Here is a 22359-nt window from a genome sequence, read left to right on the forward strand (position 1 = left end):
AACTATACATTTAACCTTAATTTAAGGTGGTTTTTCAACTTTGTTTGGCTAGAACATAACTGAAGTTGAACAGGAAATGGCACATCAACTTTTTTTATTACTGAATACAATAAACAATGTGTTACTGAAAGGTATTGGCTTTGGTAGTAAGAAAAAGCCATTACCCCGGTATTTAAACTTTTGCCTTGTGGGGAGGAAAGTTCCCCTAAGCTTACATTGGTAGGAATGTACCAAAGAACGGCGCATAAAGAATTACCACTCATAAGACAGAAAAAACTATGCCCTAATTCTATCCTTTTCATGCAATCAAATAAAAATTCCTTTCTTGTAATGATCCCCATAGACTCATCAAAATTCAATAAATCAGCCATTTTGTTTTCGCTAAATTTAAACCATTTTTGCAATCCTTCTTTACCTATAGAACTTAGGGTAAGGTAAGTCTTAGACCGAGAACTAAAAACCCGATTCATACCATCGAATTCAAAAAATTTCAAACCTTTTTTTGACAATAAGTTATACTTTTTTTTACCGTTTTGAAATTGTTGAGCAATTTTAAAAGACTGATAATTCTGTTTCAAAAGACCTTCAAATAAGCTTTTTAATTTATCCTTTATCGCTTCGTTAAGTAATTCTTTCTTCACTTTTATGGGAGACAAATACTTAAATTCATAAGCCACCTGTGAACAGTTGGATAATATTTCCTTATAACCTTTTACTCCTCCCGGAGTTAAATCAAAATATTCAATCCCTGATTTTCCCAATTCGATTCCAAGCATTAGAAAATGCAATATCCCAGGAGAATATTTGGCATAAAAGGGGGAATGTGAATTAATTCCCTGTAAATGAACCATTTCCTTTCCTGCAATGCCAGCGTTCGAAGCAATTATCTCATCATCCAATTTTAATATACTCACGTGTAAAAGTCCCAATTCAAAAAGCCGAATAAGAAAATCTTTTCTTTCAATTTCGTATTGAAATGTTACTTTATCATACATGGCTCCTTTTCTGAAATCACTTTGTATGATTAAATCATCAAAGATTTTCAAGAATTCATCAATAGTAGAAATAACTGCAAAATTTAGACTCCTTTTCTTTTCAGCCTATTAACCTTCTCCTTGCGATTTTTTTCTTCAATTCTTGGGCCAATAATTTTTCATTACTCACCATTAAAGGTTGGAGATGGGTTTTTAAAATTACTTCTTTTTTCCACTTTGACTCCTTGTTAAATTGCTCAACAGGAGATCTCGGCGGTAAATATTTTAAAACAAATGGCTTATTCGGAAAAACCCTTTTAATAAGCTTTAATGAAGATTTGAGAATAAAATAACTATCTTCTGTAGTCGAAAGCCAAACCTGATACTCCGCCTGATTGGTCCCCGCTGCGGTAATCTCCCCTTTGTTATTAATTGTTAAGGTAAACAACCCATTAAGTTTATACCCATCCCAATCTGTTAATAAGATTGGAGTGTATTTATTATATATGGTATACCATGTTAAAACAAATTCCTTACTTTGAAATACCGTAGCCCAAGGGCAAAGACCTAAGAGTCGGTCCCACGCTTCTAAAAATTTTTCATCTTTAAATAAATCGTTTGCCTTCTCACCTAAGAAAATTTTCATCCCAATTCGTTATTTGCTTAAGTTTAATGAAAAGCAGCTAGTTTTACCAATCTATACCTCTAAATTTTAGATACATTGGGTGAAATTTTTCCTACTTATTTATTAAAACGATTAGAATTTTTTATGAAGTTTTCGTGAAGTTTAAATATCCTTTCAATTTTCATAGCCATCGCAAATTATCTGTTTAATGAATGGAGAATAGATGTACCAGTTTTTAAAACCTCTTCCTTATATGCTGCTACCACAGGATGACTGTAATAATCTTCATTAATTACAAGAGCTGTTTCATTGTCTGGTGAATTGCCAATAGTCTCATGAAACCAAAGACAGAATAATAATTTGTTATCATCAGCCCAAGAAATAAATTTTTCCCCAGCTTCCACTTTTTTAAAAGCATTTGAAAGAAAGTCCCACCTAGAGGTACCCAAATCATCGTTATACAATAACAAATGCTTGATATTATTGGTCTCCAAATCCATAGGCTTTTTAGATTCCTGTAACAGTTTTACCTTTTTTCCAACTATCCTATTTTTGAAATCTTTCGCCTTCAATTTAATGAAGTGCTTTGAACGTTTTACCTTTAAATTGAAATCCATGGATCGAACTCCTCTAGACAATAACAAGGCATGAAACTTTTTTCGAATGTCTATTTTAGTTTTAAAAAATGGATCCTGACTTATCGTAAGTTCATAAACTTTATCAGCATTGGAGGCCATTCTCTCTTTGTATCCATCTCCTCCCGGTGAAAGGTCAAAATATTCAAAACCTTGCTCTTCTAAGTATTTTCCCAATACAAAAAGGTGAACTAATCCGGGTGAATGTTTGGAATAAAAAGGAGAATAAGTAATTAAGCCTGATAAGTGCATCCACAATTTTGATTTCATACCTATAATGCAAGAAGTGATAACATCATCTAATTTTAACACCGATACATGAAGTAAATCTTGCCTAAAAAGGGATATAAAAAGGGAACGCCTTAACGGGTTAGACTCTGAAGGTGTTTTATTAAACAATGCACCTTGTCTAAAATCATATAGAACCATAACTTCATCATACACCTCAATGAACCTATTGATTTCATTAATTTCTTCAAAATCCATCTTTCCTGCCCTCCTAAACCGATTGTACTTTGCTTTTAAATGTCTTTTTTTCATAACATCCTTAAATTTTGGATGCGACATTTGTAATAAAGGCCTATGATACTCTTGAATCACACTGACCTTTTTCCATTGGCTATTTTTATAAATCCAGGATAAGCTATTAAATGAGGGAACAAACCGAAAAATTATTTTACAGTTAGGATAATCTTTAAGAATAAGACTCCATGCTTCAGTCAAAAATCGTTCATCATCGCCTTCTTTTACAAGCCATGTTTGGTACTCCGCATCGTATTCGCCCACGCCTACAATCTTGGCTTGATGTCTTTTTATGGTTCCATTTGGCTCTTTTTTAACTGCTAGAAAAACAACGGCATTTAAATTAAAACCTGCTTCATCGATTGCAATCAATGGAAGATATTCTGAGTATTTAGTTTGATACCAGGATTTAATAAAAATAGGATTTTGGAAAACAGTGGTCCCGACGCTTTCCTCAAACAGGATAGTGAGCCTTTCTATAAAAGCTGGATCTTCTAATAAATTTAAAACCTGTTGCCCTTTAACTAGTCGTATGTTTTCTTGATTCATTACTTGCATTTAGATTATGGCATTATAAAGGAACAATATTACACTTCCGTTCTTATGTGTTTTAGTTTACTTGTCTTCATAGGGAGCACAAATACCAATAATAAATCAAATTCAAGCATACTAATACATCTTTTGCTAACTTTGGTTTAATGGAATTTTTTTATGGATTTAATACTTCTTCATATAACTTCAAAAAGTTCTCCCCCATTTTTTGAATAGTAAAACAATCCTTTATTTTCCTTTCTCCTGCCTCTCCATATTTCATCCTTTTTTCAGGATGATCCAATAATTCAGTAATAGACATAGCTATTTCTTCATCTGTTTCTTGGGTAATTAAAACACCATTTTCACCAGGAACTATTAATTCCTTGGTTCCACCGGCATCATTGGCGATTACCGGCAATCCTAAGGCCATGTATTCTATTAAAGCATTAGAAATTCCCTCCCCATGCACTTTCTTATTTGAGATCAAGACGCCAATATCACAAGCATTCACTAAATCTTCTACATTATAAATAAGTCCTGTCATAATTAAATTTGGATGTCCATCGGCCAATTCCAGACATCGTTGGTATAGGCTATTCTTTCCTTTATGATAGTAACCGGCTCCGATAAAACTAACGTCATTTCGAATGGTAAGTATTTTTTTTGCAATTCTAAAAAACCTTTCATAATCTTTATTTTTAGAAAAAGTAGCTACCATAACTACTGCTAAGGGTGTATTTATATTGTATTTTTCTTTTGTTACTGATTGATCAGTCAAGTTTTTAAAGCGATTTAAGTTTACCCCATTGTAAATCACTCTGTACTTTCCCTTTGGTGGTTTATATGATGCTATGCCAGCAAAGGAATTGGATAAAATAATACTTGATTGCCAAAAATTTAGTTTATCAATAAATCTATTCTTTAAAGAAATATTAGGAGAGGCATTAGTAATCTGGCCATTTATCAAGGGAATATTTTTTATCATTCTAGTTGGCAAGACATAGAGTGTTTGCATGCGACCCCAAGTATGGATAAGGTCCGGCTGGAATTCAGAGGCTATTTCCAATAAAGCGTAGGGAAAGCTAATTACGCCCAAGAACTTTTTTCTTAATGACTTTTAGGGGTATTTCAAGTTGTTTGAATGCCGGGAAATGTATATTATCTCCTGTGGTAACTACTATCATTTCATATTTTCCGGAGTTTTTCAGGAAAGTGAGAAGTTCCATAAATCTTCTTTCTTTACCTCCTGCCACAAGGGCTCCAATGAAAAATAAAATTCTCTTCATAAATAATACTGTTTTGATTTAACCCGAAAAGCAATAGATTTTCTATTACTTTATAAAATCTGGTCACGTAAACTCCCTATGAGCACCAACCTTAACTATTGAAACTTCTTAAAACCCCACCACCTAAGTTGGGTTAATTTATGGAACCTTAATCAATGAATCTTTACACGGATAAGTTAATAGAATTTGAGAAACATTTTGCAAGCATAATAAAATCAGATTATTTGGAGAAATAAGCATCGCAAGAATTAATAACATTAGTAAAGGCGATAAAATGGGTGATTTTGAAATGATTTAAGCACAAAATAACTCAATAGGTTATCTATTGCATAGATTCGGGTTTAATATATAAATTTCTCCCATTAAATGCACTGAACCACAAAAACAACTTAGCCACTACCTATCATACCATTACAGTAAAAACCATTCATATTGTATTTCTTACTATTGGTTTACTTCGGGCGTGGCATAGCACATTTTCTTCGCTTCATAAATCCCCAAACTAATTAGTTGACCTCAGGAAAATTCACAAAGACCGCCTCTAAATTACTCCAAGAGACGGTCTTTGATGTTATTATTGTTAAAATCAATTCTTCTATTACTCTTTGAAGAATTTGAATAAAGATTGCCTGCCATCTCTATTAATCAATAGTAGATGAATTCCCTGCGACAGGTAATATTTAGAAATATTAATTGATAGAACTTCATTTTTAATTTCAAATTCTCCATTCATCATTTGTACACCCTTCATATCAAAAAGATAAATCTGCACTTTACCTTCCAACTCACCAGGCATTACAAGGTTAATCACTTCATCTACAGGGTTAGGATAAATGCGGGTAGACCACCCCATATCTACTTGATTAGACATTTCATCTAAGCCTATTTCATTCTCAGAAATTGCATTGAAATTCGGCATTACTCGAAGATTTTGACTTGGATTTGCAAGGTTTGCAATTTCACTTCCACTAAGAGCCCTTTTATAAAGTCTAATCTCATCGAGATCACCCTCCCACCTATTATTACCATATTTGGCACCTATTTGCAATTCTGTGGTGTTGGAATTAATCTGTAGGGGAGAATAGGTAGCTGAATTATCTTCCACGCCATTGATATAAATCTTAGACGTGGTTCCGTCAAATGTGACAGCCACATGAGACCATGTTTGACCATCTGCAATATAATTTCCATTTGAATTAATCCTATAGTCTGAACCACTGCTTTCTCTGTTAATTCTAAACTCAAGCTTTCCTGTTTCATAGATACTAAGCTCATACCCATCCGGTCCTGACTTTGAAAGGATTTGTTTTCTTTGAATCGCTGTAGGTTTAATCCAAGCTGCTATTGTGATTGCCTCATTGATATCAAGGGTTGAATTATGTGGAACAGATGCATACCTATTAATAGACCCAGGCAACCTTAATGCTTGTCCCACCTTCCCTGGCACCAAGCTTATTCCTGAGGTATTTTGTATGGTTGCATCATTGCCCTTACCGGAATAATCTATCAAGGTATTACCGCTACCATTCTCCATGGTCCAATGACCAACTAAATCTTCGTCAATGGCCTCAGTTATTGTAGTAAAATCCCATACCTGTGACCATGGGGAATCTCCTGCACTATTGGAAGCAGAGACTCTCCAGTAATAGGTAGTATTATAATCCAACTGAGGCATGGAGTAGGAAGTCTCCACTATATTAGATATTGTTGTCTCACCTATAGAGAAAGTAAGATCCTCTGCGAATTGTACAGTATAGCTATCTGCAAAATCTACAGGGTCCCAGGCTAGAATTATCCCTGATGGTTCAAGACCACTAATCCCACTGATAGGCATGGTTAACTGAGGAGAAATTGGCAATTCAGGAGACCCTTCGAAAATATCAAATATTTCCGGACCTGTTAAGGCTTCATTATAAACTCTAATTTCATCCAATTCTCCTTCCCATCTTTCTTCCCCATTTTTGGCACCAATCTGCAATTGGGATGAATTGGATATTATTTGAGTTGGGGTGTAGGCCACTGAAATATCCTCTAGCCCATTAACATAAATTCTGGAATTGGTCCCGTCAAAGCTGGCAGCAACATGCATCCATGTTTGGCCATCTGTTGGATAATCAGTATTAGAAAGCAAAGTATAATTATTACCTCCACTTTCCCTATTTATGCTAAATTCGATCTTACCATTTTCTAGAATACTCAACTCATACCCATCAGGCAAAGCTTTGGTTAAAATGCGTGCATTCCCTAGTCCTGACGGCCTAATCCATGCAGCTATCGTAATTCCTTCTGTAATGTTTAGAGAGGAGTTATCCGGCACCGCTCCATACCTGTCAACCAGCCCTGTCAAACTTAAAGCTAATCCTTCCTTGCCTGTCACCCATGTGATTCCGGAGGGATTGCCTAAGGTGGCATTGTTTCCTAAACCTGAATGATCAATAAGCATATTACCTGACCCCTCCTCCATTTTCCAATAACCTACCAGCTTAACAACCTCTTCGGTAGTAAAACTCCATACTTGTGACCAAGGAGAATACCCCTCTTCATTTGAGGCAATTACTCTCCAGAAATAAGTAGTATTCGATTTCAATTCCGGCAAGTTAAATGAATCATTAGAAAGATTAGTTTGCTCTATCAATGATCCTGAGAAATCCGGATATTCAGAAACTTGAATCCAAAATTCATCTGCTGAAGCAGGTGCTTCCCAATTCAAATTGAGATTTAGATTGGAAACACCTGTAGAAAAATTCTCAGGAAAAACAAGAAGTGGTGCTGTAGGTTCATTTGGAACGCTGGAGGTACCATTGAAAAGATCATTTACTTCTTGATTATTCAAAGCTCCTCGATACAGTCGGACTTCATCAAGATCACCTATCCATCGATTGTTTCCATATTTGGCTCCTATCTGTAATTCAGTAGTGTTAGAATTAATTTGTGACTGGGGGTAGGAATCAGAATTATCTTCTACCCCATTGATATAGATTTTTGAAGTAGTACCGTCAAAGGTCGCGACAACATGCATCCATGTCTCACCATCGCTGGGATAGTCTGTATTGGAATAAATCCTATAGTTGGTCCCACTACTTTCCCTGTTAAACCTAAACTCCACTTTACCATTTTCAACAATGCTAAATTCGTAACCATCAGGACCGGACTTGGAAAGAATACGCTTTCTATAAACCCCTTCAGGCTTAATCCAAGCCGCAATAGTAATCGCTTCTGTAATATCCAAAGTAGGGTTATGAGGAACAGATGCGTACCTGTTTAATGAACCATTCATCCTTAAGGCTAATCCATCTATTCCACTTACCCATGAAATTCCAGAGGTGGATTGAAGATTGGCATTATTCCCATTTCCTGAATGGTCTGTTAATGTACTACCGCTCCCTTCTTCCATTTTCCAATAACCTACAAGTTCCGCACTTCCGGATATTACCTCTGCTGTTTTAAAGCTCCAAATCTCAGACCAAGGAGAACTACCATTTTGATTGGTAGCTGCCACTCTCCAGTAATAGGTTGTATTGGGTTGTAGCTCATCTACAGTGTATGAAACAGCTGAAACCCCAACCTCGTCGACCTGTAAAGCTGTAAATTGAGAGTTTTGAGAAACCTGAATATTGTATTCACTTGCGGATCCTGAAGCTGTCCAACTTAAATTTAAGTTTAAATTAGACAAATTATCAGTATTGTTTTCTGGTAAGGCAAGTACAGGTGTTGGCGGGGCTTCTGTGACAAGGGTTTCTCCATTGTATAAAGAAAAGATTTCCTGGTCATTTAACGCTCCATTATAAAGCCTCACTTCGTCAAGATCACCATCCCATCTATTATTCCCATATTTAGCACCAATCTGAAGCTCTGTTGTATTTGAATTAATTGTAACAGGGAAATAAGATGTTGAATTATCTTCCATTCCATCGACATAAATTTTAGATGTGGTTCCGTCAAATGTTACTGCCACATGCATCCATGTTTCGCCATCTGAGGAATAATCAGAACTAGAATAGAGCATATACTCTGTACCACTGCTTTCCCTATTGAACCGAAATTCCAATTTACCATTTTCAGAAATTGAAAATTCATATCCATCAGGTCCTGATTTGGACAGTATCCGTTTTCTATTTATTCCATTAGGTTTTATCCAAGCTGCGATAGTAATGGCTTCTGTGATATCCAGAGTGGAATTGTGAGCTACCGATGCATATCTATTTAAAGAACCTGTCATTCTTAGGGCCAATCCATCGACTCCGGTCACCCATGAAATCCCAGAATTATTTTGGATCGTAGCATTATTATTTTTCCCTGAATAATCAAGCAGGGTATTCCCACCTCCTTCTTCCATTTTCCAGTATCCAACCAATTCAGAGGAAGACAACTGGTCAGGAGCAGTTGTAAAGGACCATTCTGAAGACCAAGGTGAATCTTCTTCTGCAGTATTGGTAGCTGCTACTCTCCAATAATATTCAGTGTTTGAAAGCAGTGTGGGAGTAGTAAAGTTTGTTCCTGAAATATTTTGGTCATTGACTACGGTCGTAGAGAAATCTGAATCCAATGAAATTTGTACTTTATAGGTTGAGGCAAAAGCTTCTTCTTCCCAACTCAGTACTAAAATTCTTGAATGATCGATAGATCCATTTGCCGGGCTTACATGCACAGGAGCAGCAGGCACACCTATTGCTGTTTCTTTGGTTGTAAAACTTCTTACCTCTGACCAAATTGATTCACCTTCTTCATTGGAAGCAGCAACTCTCCAATAATAAGTCGTTAGATCTTGAAGTTCGGGCGTAATAAAAGAGGTTTCTGTTATACCTTGAGCATCAGTAATGGTGGTAGCAAAGTTTGAATTAATCGAAATCTGCACTCGGTATTCAGTCGCTAAAGTTTCACTTTGCCAACTTAATTCCGAAATATTATCAATATTAGTAGCTTGATTTTCAGGTGAAATTATTGACGGTGCATTTGGAATAACTCCCGGGATATACCCTTCGATAGGAAACTCAACAATTGCACCCTCGCCATACTCCACCACCAATTTAGCATCAATGTTTTCTTTGGACCCATTATAGTCTAAGTGGATCGGGTTGGAGCTATTGGCTATCAATATTGAGTGAATAAATGGTTCAGTTACGAATTCAAAATCGGAAGCATCAGCTCCTTCCACATGCATTTCCCTAATATAAATTGCTTGATTTCCTCCCGAAACATTTAGAGTTGTCACTATTTGCCCCTCACTATTGACTTTTAAATTTTCTGCAGTAGCTATTGTACTTCCTGACAAAGACTGGCCTTTTGGATTATTTATTCCTAAATATTCCATATTTTTCTGATTTCCTCCTCCTCTTACCGGGGAACCTCCTGTGACAAATAATCCATTTCCTGAAACAATCATTTGAGTGCCATGCCTAGGAAGTTCAATTCCAACCCATTGGACCAGGATTGGGTAGTTGGGTTAAAGATTTCAGTAGTAGTTAAAGCGTCAGTTGAATTAGATAGCTCGCCTCCGGCAATAACCAGTTGTTCATTAAAATTCGCTGCAAAGGCTGCCCCCTAGGTGTTGGGATATTTAGAGAACTTGGTAAAGTGGACCAGGTTTGGGTATCAAAATCAAAAACATCCACTTCTGGGACCAAAGGAGCAAATACTCCTTCAACTCCTCCGGTTAATCTCCCCAGCTGCGTATAATTTATCACCAATCACTACCCCATGAAAATGATCCCTCGGCCTTGGAGCATTTGGAAGAATAGTCCAAGTACCCGTAGCAGGGTCGTATTCATCAAAATATGGAACATACCCGTCGTTATGACCGGATGTATTGCCACCGATTAAATAAAATTTATCATTATACATGACCAAGCCTGCTGACCCACGTCTTCTTCCCTGGGGTATTTCAGGTCCCTTGATATATTCTTCGTTTACAGGATCAAATATCCAGATATTTGAAGCCGGGTTTTCATTAGGGTAAGCATTATCCACAAAAGCTCCTATAACCCAGATATACCCCATATAACTAATGCCTTGAAAATGGTTGAAGCTATGGGGAGCTACAGAATCCAAAAACTCCATGAATCCGCTTCAAAATCATACTTATCAATTTTTTTAGAATTTTCTCTTCCACCTAATAAATAAAAGAACTTCCCTACTTGAACAAAGGCATTTTCATGTCTTGCAGTATAATTTTGGTTTTCATTTAAGATTTTCCAATTTTGTTGTTCAATTGTCCAAGTGAAGTTAAATAATTCAACGTTTTGAACGGGATAATTGGAGTCTTCTATTTGTATTGTTATTTGATAAGGAGAACCCGCAACAGCACTTTCATCTACGGTACCATAAATCCTACCATTAACCTCTTCTATGTCGATTCCTGGTGGTAAGTTGGAAGCAGTGTAATATAGAGCCCCTACTCCACCTTCCGCCATGATTCTTAAAGTCCCATCCAATACCTCTCCTACACTACTCAACTGATCTTCTATTTCTTGAATGATAATTATCGGGTCGGATACCTGCGTCCCCGAAATTTCAATGGCATGAACAATTGGATTCCCTGTTTGTTTAACAAATTCAATATCCAGTACACCATCTGTAACAGTGACAGGGATTTGCTCCATCCCACCAACTCCATGACCAAATTGGACAACCAAGTCAAGGTCATCTAACGCTAGTGCATCTTCAATTTTAACATCAAAAACTCTTGCCCCAACAGTAGAACTTTCATTGGAGCCATTTCCCATATATAAATTAACATTATATTCCCCATTGGTCACAGGAATGCTATAAACCATATTTTCAGAACTTGAATTTTCTCGTGCACTACCAAATATTTCGGAATACGTATTACTGTTGATATAAGAAGGAATCGATGAATGCTTATTTTGATAATCAAAAACAGTAGATTTAGCTGTACCCACATTGACAGTATACCCTTCGCCTTCATAGGCTCCATCCATAATATTTTCATTCCAATTAGGCGATGCACCCTCTCCGGAAACAGCTTCACCCCCAGCATTTACCCTATACAAAATCTGTTCTGCAGGTATAACTTTTACCATAAAAGATTGCTCCGCAAAATAGCCATCCTGATCAGTAGCGCGAAGAACAATCTCCGTAGAGTCTGGTTGGTTCGCAAAAGTCAATGTAAGTTGACTTCCTGAAATAGTAGCTCCAAAGGCAGAATTGCTATTTGTTAGGCTAAAGTTGAGATTTTCAACCCCATTATTATCATTAAAATAGTCTGTTAAATCGTATATTTTATCCGCTGCCCCAACCTGTTTTGTAAGATTCAAAAAGTTATTAATTGGGTAAGGTTGATCTGCAGTTACCTTAAAATAATCATAAGTTGCCATAAATTCTACACCTTGTTGAGCTGATGTCCCAAATACCCCAATGGCCAAAGGAAGAGAATTGTCTGTCACTATATTTAATAAAGGTTCACTAAGAACTTTGGTTCCTAGACTAATAGATGGACGATTTCCTATCTGGATGATTGGTTCTACCACTCCAAATACCGAAGAAACTCTTAAAATAAATTCAACCTTTTCATTTGAATTAGGCCTATCTCCCTCCTCTATCTGAAGCATAAGCGGATTGGGGTCCGGAACATCATCAACTTCCAGCGCCGCCACAATATGGGTTTTGGTAAACACAAATTTCAAAAAGTTCTCTTGCGTACCATCTCCTATTTGAATTCCTAATTCTCCATTATGATCGATATTGTAAAACATTTGAGGCCCATCTAAACCAAGAAGGCCTGCCTTGATCAAAAACTCACCGGTTTCTAAACTCACATTAGCCCCCATTTGAAAGCCCTTGTCCTGATTGTTTGAAGACCCGTTGGCTGTGCCACCTGTAACTGCAATTTGGATGGCACCGGCAGCTCCACCATAGATATCATTTGGTAATGGGCCTTCACCTAAAACATCCAACCAATTTAGCCAATTGGGATTGGCTTCGCCATTATTCATCAAACCTGTTAAGCCTAACCCTAAATAACCAAATGGCCTACCTAGTTCATCTGTATTGTCTGAAAACAATTCGTTATCAATTGGAAGATTGGTAGGGTTCCCCAATTGGAAGGGATCAGCTTCATCCATAACACCATCATCATCATCATCCATGTCATTAAGATCAGAAATAAGGTCACCGTCAAAATCTGTAGGAATGGAAGCTCCTGAACAATAGTCTGTCCCATTGTCAATTTCATCTTGATTGGTAAATCCATCATTGTCATAATCTGCATCAGGGTCAAATAATGGATCACTTGAGCCGGGGCAGAAAGCCAAATCGGCAGGGGTAAAAATACTAATCCGATCATCAAATGTGGCCACCCAAATGGTTCCCGGGAAAATTTCATCATCCCCATTTGCAGTAATCCCTAAAGCATTACCACCATTAAGATTCCATTTATTTTCATAAAGGTCATCTAATGACCCATCAGGGTTTAGAGTTACCAAGTGAAGTCTTCCTCCATTTCTTCCGGCAATTATAGCACCCTTAATCGCACCTCCGAACGCCGACGAAGTATATTCTGCTATAGCATTGGTATTGATTGGCCACATTGTGACGATTTCGGGCTGTGGGCCATTAGGATTATTCAAGTCAGGCGCCCTGTAATCACCATGCGCCGGATTTGCAAGGCTCAGAGGAACCGGAGGCCAGTTGGCTGGCAAGGTAGTCGCCACATAGTCTAAAAATCCTGTTTCATTCGGAGCAACAGGTGCTAAAATCTGAGTTCTAAACACTTCGTTTTGGGAATAGGAAGGGTATACGTATTCCCAGCTATAATAATCGTCTAAACTTTTGGTAAATAGTCCTGCTCCACCAGGGTTAAAAGGAAATGAGGCACCTAAAGTGTAAGGATTGCCAGGATTTGCACGTATGGGTGAAGGGTGTCCTCCATAATAAGAGCCAAATTGATAGTTATCAACATCATTAGTAACCATCATAAGATGATCTCTGTTGGTAACATATTCTCCGGATATGGCCGGATTTGTAGGGTTATTTCCTAATTCGCCCGGCACATAATTATTAGTTACATTTCCGGAATTACCTTCATTCTCAGGCAAGCCTCCCCAGTTTTCGTTGGGACCATTATCTGTAACAAAAACCTGCCCGGCTTCGGTTACTAGTACATCATAGGTGTTTCTATAACCACCTGAAAACACTTGTACAGGCCCTCCAACAACCTGCATCCCCATATTCAAACCATCATTTCCGCCAAACGGATCTCCTACATCAATCCCATCATAATTAGGGTCATTAGGATCATAAATCCCATTTACATTTTCTCTAAAAGGATCATCTAATGTTGGTATATCATATTTGAATTTCCTCCCGGAAATAACGTCAGTTTTAGTAGGTAAGGCATTTATAGCATTCAAGTCAATGGATAATATGGCAGCAGAAAGTGCATATTCAGTAGTCCAAGCAAAATTAATGCTGGGAGAACCTGCATTGGTGTTACCACCACTCGCAACCAAAAGGTAAGGCTTTCCATTGATTGTACTTAAAACCAATCCATTTGTAGAATGGTTTTCTTCCGACCTAGGTAGCCCCTAACCAAATCGACGACATCCCAATTTGACCCCGTCCACGTTAGTCTAGTAATAACACCTGAGTTAGTATCTATGGCCTTGTCACCTGAGGGACCTCCCCACTTTGGATCACTTGACCCGATATAAATAACAGGGTTGGATGCTGTGCCTTCAACAGTTATCCCTGTCAATTGCCTTGTACTCCTTGCATCTCTTGAGAGGATACCTATATCATCGTGATTAGGAATACTTTGAACTCCTAACAAGGTCTCATAGTCAGTTACGGAGTAAATGTTCTGTCCCGTTTTTTCTATGGTGTAAATTCTAATTTCTCCTTTAAGATCAGCTAGATACAATCTTCCATCAGGCCCAAATTCCAAGGCAGTACCTTTATTCGGCTTTGGAGCTCCATTAAACTGAAGCGTAGAAATATCAAATGGTACATCCTGAGCAAACAAGGACTGACCAATAAACATAATAATAGCAAAGATTAGCGGGTACTTTGCCTTTGAGAGGGAGTTTGGCAAACCGGACATACCTAAATAATTTAATATAAAAACTAATAAAAATTAACTTCTCCTAAATAATATATTGGTCACTAATCATAGATAATTCCAATATTGTAAAGTTAACAATATATATAACAAATACAAAAATACTACCTATAAATACATAAAACCGTATATATTAAGAAGCAGGTATTTTATGAGCATATATCCAAATATTTTATAAAAAAATTACTACGCGTAAGTTCTAACTACAACAATAAAAATATATGATAAAATAAATAAGTGTTAAAAAAACATTTATCAGGATTAAAAGAAGTATTTTTAATATAAACTTAAAATCATTCAATTAAATAAAGTAGACGCTGAAAGATGTATCGTTGAAAAATTAGACATAAAAATCAAATAAAACTCCGGTATTGAGCTTATATACAGAAATCTAGAAGACAAAAAGCAAAAAAACAATCTTTTTTAGACAGTTTGAAAATCTATCTGATCAGCAATTGAATTATCATAATTCAACCCGAAATAAGCAATGCACCTTCAATTTGGTACCGAAAAAACTTAAAAAATAATTATCTTCGATGTTATTTTCAATTTCAAAATAGAGATGTTATGCTAATCTAAAATCAACTTGATTCTCAAAACATCCCAACACAACTTGCCAATTCTTTTACATAATTAAGATTCATTCTGAATAAAAAATTAGATTAGAATAAAAAAAGCTTTGTAACATGCTACCGTTACAAAGCTTAAATATTGGATTTTATTTATTTTCTACAGCTCGAAAGCAAAAATTAATTATAAATACTTTTTATCTGTGAAGCACTTAATGCAGTATTATAGAGTCGCAAATCATCTAATGCACCGGTCCAGCGGTTATTCCCATACTTGGCACCTATTTGTACAGCCGTACTGTTGGAGTTAATTTTTGTAGAATTATAGGTAGAAGAATGGTCTTTTTCTCCGTTAATATAGATTACGGAGTTTCGACCGTCAAAAGTAGCAGCCACATGCATCCAAGTATCCCCATCAGTAGGATAACTTTTTACTGATTGTATCATAAAATCTTTCGCATTGGTATCTCTATTGATTCTAAACTCCACTTTACCATTTTCAAATATACTGAACTCATATACATTTCCTTTGGAGAGAATTTGCTTCCTTGCCTTTTTAGAAGGTCTTATCCAAGCGGATATAGTAATAGACTCCGTAATATTCAAACTAGAATTATGAGATACATAAGCATACCTACCTGTCCTTCCATTCATCTCCAAAGCCTTGCCTAATTTCCCATTTACCCATGAAACATCGGAATCGTTTTCGATTGTTGCGTGATTACCCATTCCCGATTCATCATACAGTGTTCTTCCATTTCCCTCATCCATATTCCAGTGCCCAACCAAATTAGGGTTTACATCAATCTCATTATTTTCAGTTCCTGAATTTGTTTCACCTAAATCCTGTGAATCATCCGTGATGTTAATTAAATTATTTTCTAATAAATCTCCGCTTCCTCCTTGGATAACTCCTCCACTATTTAATTCATCTATAGTAAAGTTAAAAACTACTTGCTTTCCAATTTTCCCACTTTTATTGTGACCTATATAAGGTGTTGCAGTAAGTGTGTATACTCCTTTAGGGGTTCCTCCACCGTTGTGGTAATTCCCTTTGTCATAACCATAAATGCAATATTCTGCTTCATTTCTTACAACAGTAAAACTTTTAGGCCCCTCTAACTCAAACTCCACACTACCTTCAAATTCTTCTTCAAAATTTGCCCGTAAAGAAATTCTATTATCGCCGATAGGTTTAAGATTAATAATCCCATCGTTCGGAACTACCCCTAATACCTTGTCCGTAATCGTGTTAATAAGAGAGAACGATTCGATTTCTGGTACTTTAGGTCCCCATCCTTTGTTATTATCTTTTTTGGGATCCATTTCTTCATAGGAAGCCTTTTCATTTCCAATTCTAATATTATCAAAATAAAGAATCCTTTTATCCGTGTCAGTGGTCTTTCCATCCCAAGCATCTTTATAAATCCCTACTTTCCACCTTGGAAGCCGCTCACCCTTGTATTTATTAGGTCCCGAATGGGTAAGAATTTTGTCGTCATTTCGCCATACTTCTACCAATCCATCGCTATTATCGGAATGTACTATATGAAAAACAAAATCAACCCATTCATCTTTAGGAACGCTACCAAAATCGTAATGGTCCCATAATGATGTTTTTAAATTGGAATCGTGTCCTACCCTGAATATCAAATCGTCTTTAACTACCCTTAAGGATAGTGTAGGTGTTCCAGCATTATGCCATTGAGAAATTACCTCATCATCATTATCTTTTTCAAATCCATTAGAAGGAAAATAAACTGCGAAACTATACCAGTTTTCGGCTCCCGTAGGCGTCTCAACAAGGATCTCAGCTCTTTTCCCTGTGCGAGTTGCTTTTGCATCAGTTTTGCGTAGCTCAAACCTTCCTACATGATCACCTTTAAACGACGGTGAACTAGAAACCTTAAATGAATGATCTTCAGAAAATTGTTTGGTAACATATGCATAAAATGGATTCTCACTCTCAAATGTTTCTTCATAAACAATGTTCCAGTCCCCTAATTCTCCGTCGGAAGCATAAGCTTGTAGAAGTAATAAATCGTCAATATCCTCCCCTAATAGATTTTCATTAGGAGAAAGAACATCCTCATCCATTTGACATGAAAAACATAGCAAGCTCATCGAGGTGGCGATAAGCCACCTATAAGATTGTCGTAAAATGATCATAACTAATAATTTGTTTGGTGGTTGAATTAATATAATTATTTACATGTTTAAACTTGGGCCATAATGAAGCTTTAAACAGGTATAAAAATGTTTGGATGATTAAATACCTAAAAACAAACCCAATTCAATTTCTCAGTACTAGACAATTTTTATACCAAGCAATTTTTTTTCAATTACAATAAACAATGACACTATATATAATAAAAGAGCGCATCTAATTCAAACTAAAAGATTATCAAACAGATTAATTCAGTATTTATGAAAAAAAACTAAATACCTATTATTTAAAGATTCTAAATTTGTTGATTCCCAATTCGTGATTTGAATGGCAAGAAACATTTAAGTGGGTGTTTAATACATATTTTAAGCTGTGTAAAAAAGATCCTATCATCAAAGTTATTGATCTTAACATATCCCAATCTAAATTCCTTCTATTTAAACATCCCGAAATACGATTTAGCTAGTTAACTCAATCTAAAAATACCAAATTTTGGCTTAATTTAATCACCCGTCTACATAAAATTAAATACTAATTTACAAAACTTTTAAATTAAATTAATCAATAAAAAATTGATCAAATAATAAAAGGTTAATTGTTTTCTTTTTGGGAAGATCCACCACGTTTTGTGAAAATTCACCTCACTATTAATCGCATTTATCGAAATTTTTCGGCAATGTATCTTTTGGATTTAAAAACAAAAAAGCAAATTCAAGCCCACTGAAAACAACTAATGCTATAGCTCCTAAAAAAATTTAAAAACACCTATAGCAAAATTTTAAATACTTTACCCACATTTTATGTGGATACTTACTCTTAAAAGTCTTGTGCGTAAATTTAAATGGAAAAAGGTAAAGCCACTTATAAATAAAGAATTTGGCCCCAATTTGAGGAATTATTTGATTAATGGAAGCTTCATTTTCTTTTAAACGATATATTGGAGGCATCCCAAGGCAAATCCATTTAGACCGGTAGGTTTTGAAAGCTTTAACATCCTTTGGATTTTCGATTTTACTCAAGGGAAAAAAATCATCGCTTAAGATCTTTGGGATTAAGGTTTGCTCTAGTAAATAATCCTTTTTAGTAGCCGCAGATAAATCTTCCCTACTATAATAAACCAACTTTTTCTGCAAGTAAACAAGTTTACCATACAACAAAATTGCTCTAAACCATACATCTAAATCTTCACCAAACTTTAAAGGAGCATCGAAACCGGCATTTGTTTCAAAAACTCTTTTTCATTACTATACAAGAAGTAAAAATAAGGGTATGGTTGATGGTTTTATTGAAAAATTCACTTATTGAATAGTTCCTGACAGGAACAACATCTACATCCGGATAATTTGGTAATTCAAGTTCTTCAAAAGATTTAAATCTAATGAAATCTGCTCCTAAAATACCTGGGTAATTATGTGCCTTTATGGCTTTATTCGCATAATTCAAATAGTCAGGATGCCATATATCGTCTGCATCCAGAAAAGCTATATAGGGAAATTTGGCATGCGCAATCCCTGTATTTCTCGCAGTAGAGACCCCCTGATTCTTTTGATTAATAATTCTAACTTTTTCGCCAAAATTATTTTCCACAATCTTCTCACTCCCATCAGTAGAGCCATCATTTACTACTATTATTTCATAATCTTTGTATGTCTGGCTAACAACAGAATCTAACGCTCTGGATATAAATCCAATTTTATTATATAAGGGAATAACTATTGAAAACAAGGCACATCAATTTATATGTAAAACAAAAGGAATAATTACAATACCTCTCTGGACATCATCAGGTTAAGGTCGGCGTTTTGGTCTGCCAATTTAATATTATCAAAATAAATAACCCTAAGATCTACATCAGTTTTTCTTTTCCTCCATGTAGATTTATAAATTCCTATTTTCCATCTCGGAAGATCCCCTACCAGATACATATTAGGACCATTATGGGTTACCAATTTTTCACCATTTCTCCAGACTTCGACCAATCCATCCTTACCATAAGAGTGGACCACATGAAAAACGAATTCATTCCATTGGTCTTTAGGTATGTTTCCAAAATCATAGTAACTCCATTGGGAAGATGGAATTTGAGAATCATAACCAATTCTTAATTTTAAACTACCACTTATTACCCTCAATGCAAGGGTCGGAGTACCTTTGCCACTATGCCATTGTGAAATCAATTCATCGTCCCTATCTCTTTCCCAACCAATGGAGGGGAAAAATACTGCAAAAGAATACCACCTCTCAAAATGATCTTGCTTTGAAAAAAGAACTTCAGCTCTAGGTCCACCATTTTTAGTAGCCATTTTATCCCCGTATCGCAATTCAAATTTTCCGGATCTTTTACCTGAAAACACTGGAGAATCGACTACCTCGAAGGCATGGTCTTCAGCGAACTGCGGGTAACCATTGGAGTTCTTCTTCCAACTCAAATCATTCTCAAAATTCTCCGTTAAAATTAAACTATCTTGACCTATTAATAAATCCTTCTCAGTTAGCTTTGCATGAAAACTAAATGAATTGAAAGGGAGTATTGTAAAATGGAAATTTAGAAGAAATAAACAAATATATGTTATGGAGGATATCATTTAGTCATTTTTTTTTAAATAGGTCTAATTAAATTATTTCTGAAGTGAGAACATCACTTCTACTATTAAGAAATGAACCGGATCACAACTTCTTAATGGTTTAGACATTCATTTAGCCACCAATTTTCGAAATAAAACTATTTCAAATTTATTAATTCATGAACGCTAGAATTATAACCTTTTTAATATTTCACCAATAAAACCATATTACTCGCAAAATATTTGAATATTAAACCTATAAATTTATTTGTAATAATACGTATAAAACATTAAAATTGCTTTTAACATCATAATTAATGCATTTAGAACAAAAAATTACTATTATTAGGTGAATTCTAAATTCACTAAGATTAAATTTCATTTTAACCACCAAACACAACACAAACCATATGGCAAGATTTTTATTTACCCAATTTCAAAATGTTGAGCTAATTGTTGAAAATGGAAATCCTATAGGAGGAGCAGTGGTGGAAACAATGGTTTGGATCAATTCTCTTCATGAAAACGGACATGAAATTGACCAGTTTAAATATGCAAATGACAAAAGAGTCAAGCTTTCCAATTATGGTTTTATAAAACTTTTTCCGGTTTATCATCCAACCAAAGGTATTAGATGGCTTAGATGGCCACTATACCGACTCCCAAACATATACAAAGCGATTAAAAGGAGTAAGCCGGATTATTTATATGCTTCAATCCCTGGATGGGCTTCTTATTATATTGCACTTTTTTGTAGAAAACTTGGCGTAAAAATGATATTAAGGGTGGCCAATGACAATATGTTAGATGAAAGAATTAAAATCACACATTCAAAATTTGATCAGATTTTTATAGCTAAAGCGTTTAAATTGGCTGACTTTATTTCCGTTCAAAATGAATTCCAATATCAAACTTTAAAAAACAATTTCCGGACAAAAAAATTCTAAAAATATATAACCCTATTAAAATTGATAAAAGTAAAAATATCGTAAAGAAAGAAATGAAAGGATATCTTGCTTGGGTTGCCAATTTCAGATACCAAAAAAACTTAAAACAATTATTTGAAATCGCCAGCACATTTCCGGATGAAAAGATAAAAATAGCAGGCATTCCACTAAAAAACATGGATGATGAAACCAAAGAATATCTGGAGAAACTAAAGGAATTATCAAATGTTGAGTTTGTTGGCAAGGTTCCTCGTGAAGAGATATTTAATTTTTTATCCAAGGCGAAATTCCTATTAAGCACATCTAGGTACGAAGGTTTTAGCAATACATTTCTTGAAGCAATGGTTGTAGGCACACCTATTTTGACTCCAACTTTAGTCAACCCTGATGGAATCATTGATCGTTTTGATTTAGGAATTACCTATCAAAATGCAACTGATCTTAAAAGTTCTTTTAATAAATTAACAGTAGATGAATATATAAAAATATCTTCCAATACTATCCAATTCGTAAACAACAACCATGATCATTTGGTATTAGGAAAGAAACTAGTTAATTTCTTAAAGGAATGATAAAACTTAAGTTACCTTATGCCTCCAATACATTTTCTTCAATAAAGCTTTATATGGAAGGGTTAAAAATTTCAATATCCTGAGAACCCATTAATGCTAGGAAACATTTACCAATTAATTAAAAAAATATGAAAATTGGAATATTGACTTTATCTCTTCACACCAATTATGGTGGTATTCTTCAAGCCTATGCCCTCAAAACAGTTCTTGAAAAAATGGGCCATGATGTTTGGCTAATTGACACCAAATTAAACCAAGTTTCTTTTCCAAGAAAAATATGGAGGCTTACGAAAGAAACAATTGCCTACCTTAAAGGTGATGTTCCAATGATCAATGCAAAAAAATTAAGAGATCGAGCTTATTTGAATTATACTAAACCTTTTATAGACCAGAATATACCTAAGATTACAAAAACCTTCACTTCTATTGAGGATTTGAAAAAAGTAACAGAAAAATATAATTTTGAAGCCTATGTTGTTGGCTCTGATCAAATTTGGAATGCCAAATATTATAAGCATATAGAAGCAGCTTTTTTCTCCTTCTTAAAAGGAAAAGAAGTTATCAAAATAGCCTATGCCCCTTCATTTGGGGCTGATGTTTGGAAATATAACGAAGAACAAACCCGTAATTGCAAAGAATTAATCAAAGAATTTGATGCCGTTTCTGTTAGAGAAGATGTAGGAATTGATTTTTGTAAATCCCATTTGGATGCCCAAGCCACAATGGTCTTGGATCCCACCATGTTATTACGCACTGAGGACTATTTAAAATTACTTCCAGATTCTTCTACTCGTAAAAACAACGGTTTGTTTTTGTACGTTTTAGACGTTTCTAAAGAAAAGAAAGAACTAATTGATGCAGTAGCTGAAAAAAGAATTTAGTACCTTAT

General features: G+C 35.4%; 17 protein-coding genes. 3 read left to right on the plus strand and 14 right to left on the minus strand.

All coding sequences use genetic code 11. The features are described from left to right. Positions 1 to 2: 2 nt before the first annotated feature. From WG932_RS14355 to WG932_RS14420, 14 genes are all read right to left on the minus strand, one after another. Positions 3 to 1046, minus strand: coding sequence for a GNAT family N-acetyltransferase (locus tag WG932_RS14355; protein WP_483088409.1), 1044 nt, complete (start codon positions 1044 to 1046; stop codon positions 3 to 5). A gap of 49 nt (positions 1047 to 1095) precedes the next feature. Then, a complete protein-coding gene (locus WG932_RS14360; RefSeq protein ID WP_483088410.1) occupies positions 1096 to 1620 on the minus strand; it encodes a hypothetical protein in 525 nt (174 codons plus the stop codon). Positions 1621 to 1796: 176 nt separating this feature from the next. Next, a complete protein-coding gene (locus tag WG932_RS14365; RefSeq protein WP_483088411.1) occupies positions 1797 to 3305 on the minus strand; it encodes a GNAT family N-acetyltransferase in 1509 nt (502 codons plus the stop codon). Between the two features lie 160 nt (positions 3306 to 3465). Next, positions 3466 to 4275, minus strand: a complete 810-nt coding sequence (locus WG932_RS14370; RefSeq protein ID WP_483088412.1) for a glycosyltransferase family 4 protein — start codon at positions 4273 to 4275, stop codon at positions 3466 to 3468. A 97-nt stretch (positions 4276 to 4372) separates the two neighbouring features. Beyond that, a complete protein-coding gene (locus tag WG932_RS14375; RefSeq protein WP_483088413.1) occupies positions 4373 to 4576 on the minus strand; it encodes a hypothetical protein in 204 nt (67 codons plus the stop codon). A 598-nt stretch (positions 4577 to 5174) separates the two neighbouring features. Further along, the gene (locus WG932_RS14380; protein WP_483088414.1) at positions 5175 to 9959 is read right to left on the minus strand and encodes a LamG-like jellyroll fold domain-containing protein; all 4785 of its coding nucleotides are present in this window, start codon (positions 9957 to 9959) and stop codon (positions 5175 to 5177) included. Further along, entirely contained in the window at positions 9956 to 10084 is a 129-nt protein-coding gene (locus WG932_RS14385) for a kelch repeat-containing protein (RefSeq protein WP_483088648.1), read from the minus strand. The genes WG932_RS14380 and WG932_RS14385 overlap by 4 nt, the downstream gene beginning before the upstream one ends. After that, positions 10039 to 10260: a hypothetical protein gene (locus WG932_RS14390; protein ID WP_483088772.1), complete on the minus strand. Its 222-nt coding sequence runs from the start codon at positions 10258 to 10260 to the stop codon at positions 10039 to 10041. Before WG932_RS14390 ends, WG932_RS14385 begins: the two co-directional genes overlap by 46 nt. Beyond that, a complete protein-coding gene (locus WG932_RS14395; RefSeq protein WP_483088415.1) occupies positions 10217 to 10633 on the minus strand; it encodes a Kelch repeat-containing protein in 417 nt (138 codons plus the stop codon). Before WG932_RS14395 ends, WG932_RS14390 begins: the two co-directional genes overlap by 44 nt. Continuing rightward, on the minus strand, positions 10612 to 14079 hold the full coding sequence (locus WG932_RS14400) for a malectin domain-containing carbohydrate-binding protein (protein ID WP_483088416.1): 3468 nt from the start codon (positions 14077 to 14079) through the stop codon (positions 10612 to 10614). The genes WG932_RS14395 and WG932_RS14400 overlap by 22 nt, the downstream gene beginning before the upstream one ends. Further along, a complete protein-coding gene (locus WG932_RS14405; RefSeq protein WP_483088417.1) occupies positions 14070 to 14633 on the minus strand; it encodes a hypothetical protein in 564 nt (187 codons plus the stop codon). Before WG932_RS14405 ends, WG932_RS14400 begins: the two co-directional genes overlap by 10 nt. Positions 14634 to 15400: 767 nt before the next feature. Then, the gene (locus WG932_RS14410; RefSeq protein ID WP_339675721.1) at positions 15401 to 17389 is read right to left on the minus strand and encodes a heparin lyase I family protein; all 1989 of its coding nucleotides are present in this window, start codon (positions 17387 to 17389) and stop codon (positions 15401 to 15403) included. A gap of 1222 nt (positions 17390 to 18611) precedes the next feature. Further along, a complete protein-coding gene (locus WG932_RS14415; RefSeq protein WP_483088418.1) occupies positions 18612 to 19112 on the minus strand; it encodes a glycosyltransferase family 2 protein in 501 nt (166 codons plus the stop codon). 35 nt (positions 19113 to 19147) lie between these two features. Continuing rightward, a complete protein-coding gene (locus WG932_RS14420; RefSeq protein WP_483088419.1) occupies positions 19148 to 19816 on the minus strand; it encodes a polysaccharide lyase family 20 protein in 669 nt (222 codons plus the stop codon). A gap of 545 nt (positions 19817 to 20361) precedes the next feature. Between WG932_RS14420 and WG932_RS14425 the strand changes: the two genes are divergently transcribed. From WG932_RS14425 to WG932_RS14435, 3 genes are all read left to right on the plus strand, one after another. Beyond that, positions 20362 to 20898 (plus strand): hypothetical protein, encoded by a 537-nt coding sequence (locus WG932_RS14425; RefSeq protein WP_483088420.1) that lies wholly within the window; start codon positions 20362 to 20364, stop codon positions 20896 to 20898. A gap of 38 nt (positions 20899 to 20936) precedes the next feature. Further along, complete coding sequence (locus WG932_RS14430; protein ID WP_483088649.1) at positions 20937 to 21470, plus strand: glycosyltransferase; 534 nt, start codon at positions 20937 to 20939, stop codon at positions 21468 to 21470. Positions 21471 to 21598: 128 nt separating this feature from the next. Further along, the gene (locus WG932_RS14435; protein WP_483088421.1) at positions 21599 to 22351 is read left to right on the plus strand and encodes a polysaccharide pyruvyl transferase family protein; all 753 of its coding nucleotides are present in this window, start codon (positions 21599 to 21601) and stop codon (positions 22349 to 22351) included. Positions 22352 to 22359 lie beyond the last annotated feature (8 nt).

Source organism: Cyclobacterium sp. SOCE241, from assembly GCF_056867545.1.

Bases quoted from the DNA above. Each gene is read 5' to 3' on its own strand.
- WG932_RS14360 (WP_483088410.1), bottom strand. From the start codon at position 1,620: ATGAAAATTTTCTTAGGTGAGAAGGCAAACGATTTATTTAAAGATGAA.
- WG932_RS14365 (WP_483088411.1), bottom strand. From the start codon at position 3,305: ATGAATCAAGAAAACATACGACTAGTTAAAGGGCAACAGGTTTTAAAT.
- WG932_RS14370 (WP_483088412.1), bottom strand. From the start codon at position 4,275: ATGATAAAAAATATTCCCTTGATAAATGGCCAGATTACTAATGCCTCT.
- WG932_RS14375 (WP_483088413.1), bottom strand. From the start codon at position 4,576: ATGAAGAGAATTTTATTTTTCATTGGAGCCCTTGTGGCAGGAGGTAAA.
- WG932_RS14380 (WP_483088414.1), bottom strand. From the start codon at position 9,959: ATGATTGTTTCAGGAAATGGATTATTTGTCACAGGAGGTTCCCCGGTA.
- WG932_RS14395 (WP_483088415.1), bottom strand. From the start codon at position 10,633: ATGGAGTTTTTGGATTCTGTAGCTCCCCATAGCTTCAACCATTTTCAA.
- WG932_RS14405 (WP_483088417.1), bottom strand. From the start codon at position 14,633: ATGTCCGGTTTGCCAAACTCCCTCTCAAAGGCAAAGTACCCGCTAATC.
- WG932_RS14410 (WP_339675721.1), bottom strand. From the start codon at position 17,389: ATGATCATTTTACGACAATCTTATAGGTGGCTTATCGCCACCTCGATG.
- WG932_RS14425 (WP_483088420.1), top strand. From the start codon at position 20,362: ATGGCAAGATTTTTATTTACCCAATTTCAAAATGTTGAGCTAATTGTT.
- WG932_RS14435 (WP_483088421.1), top strand. From the start codon at position 21,599: ATGAAAATTGGAATATTGACTTTATCTCTTCACACCAATTATGGTGGT.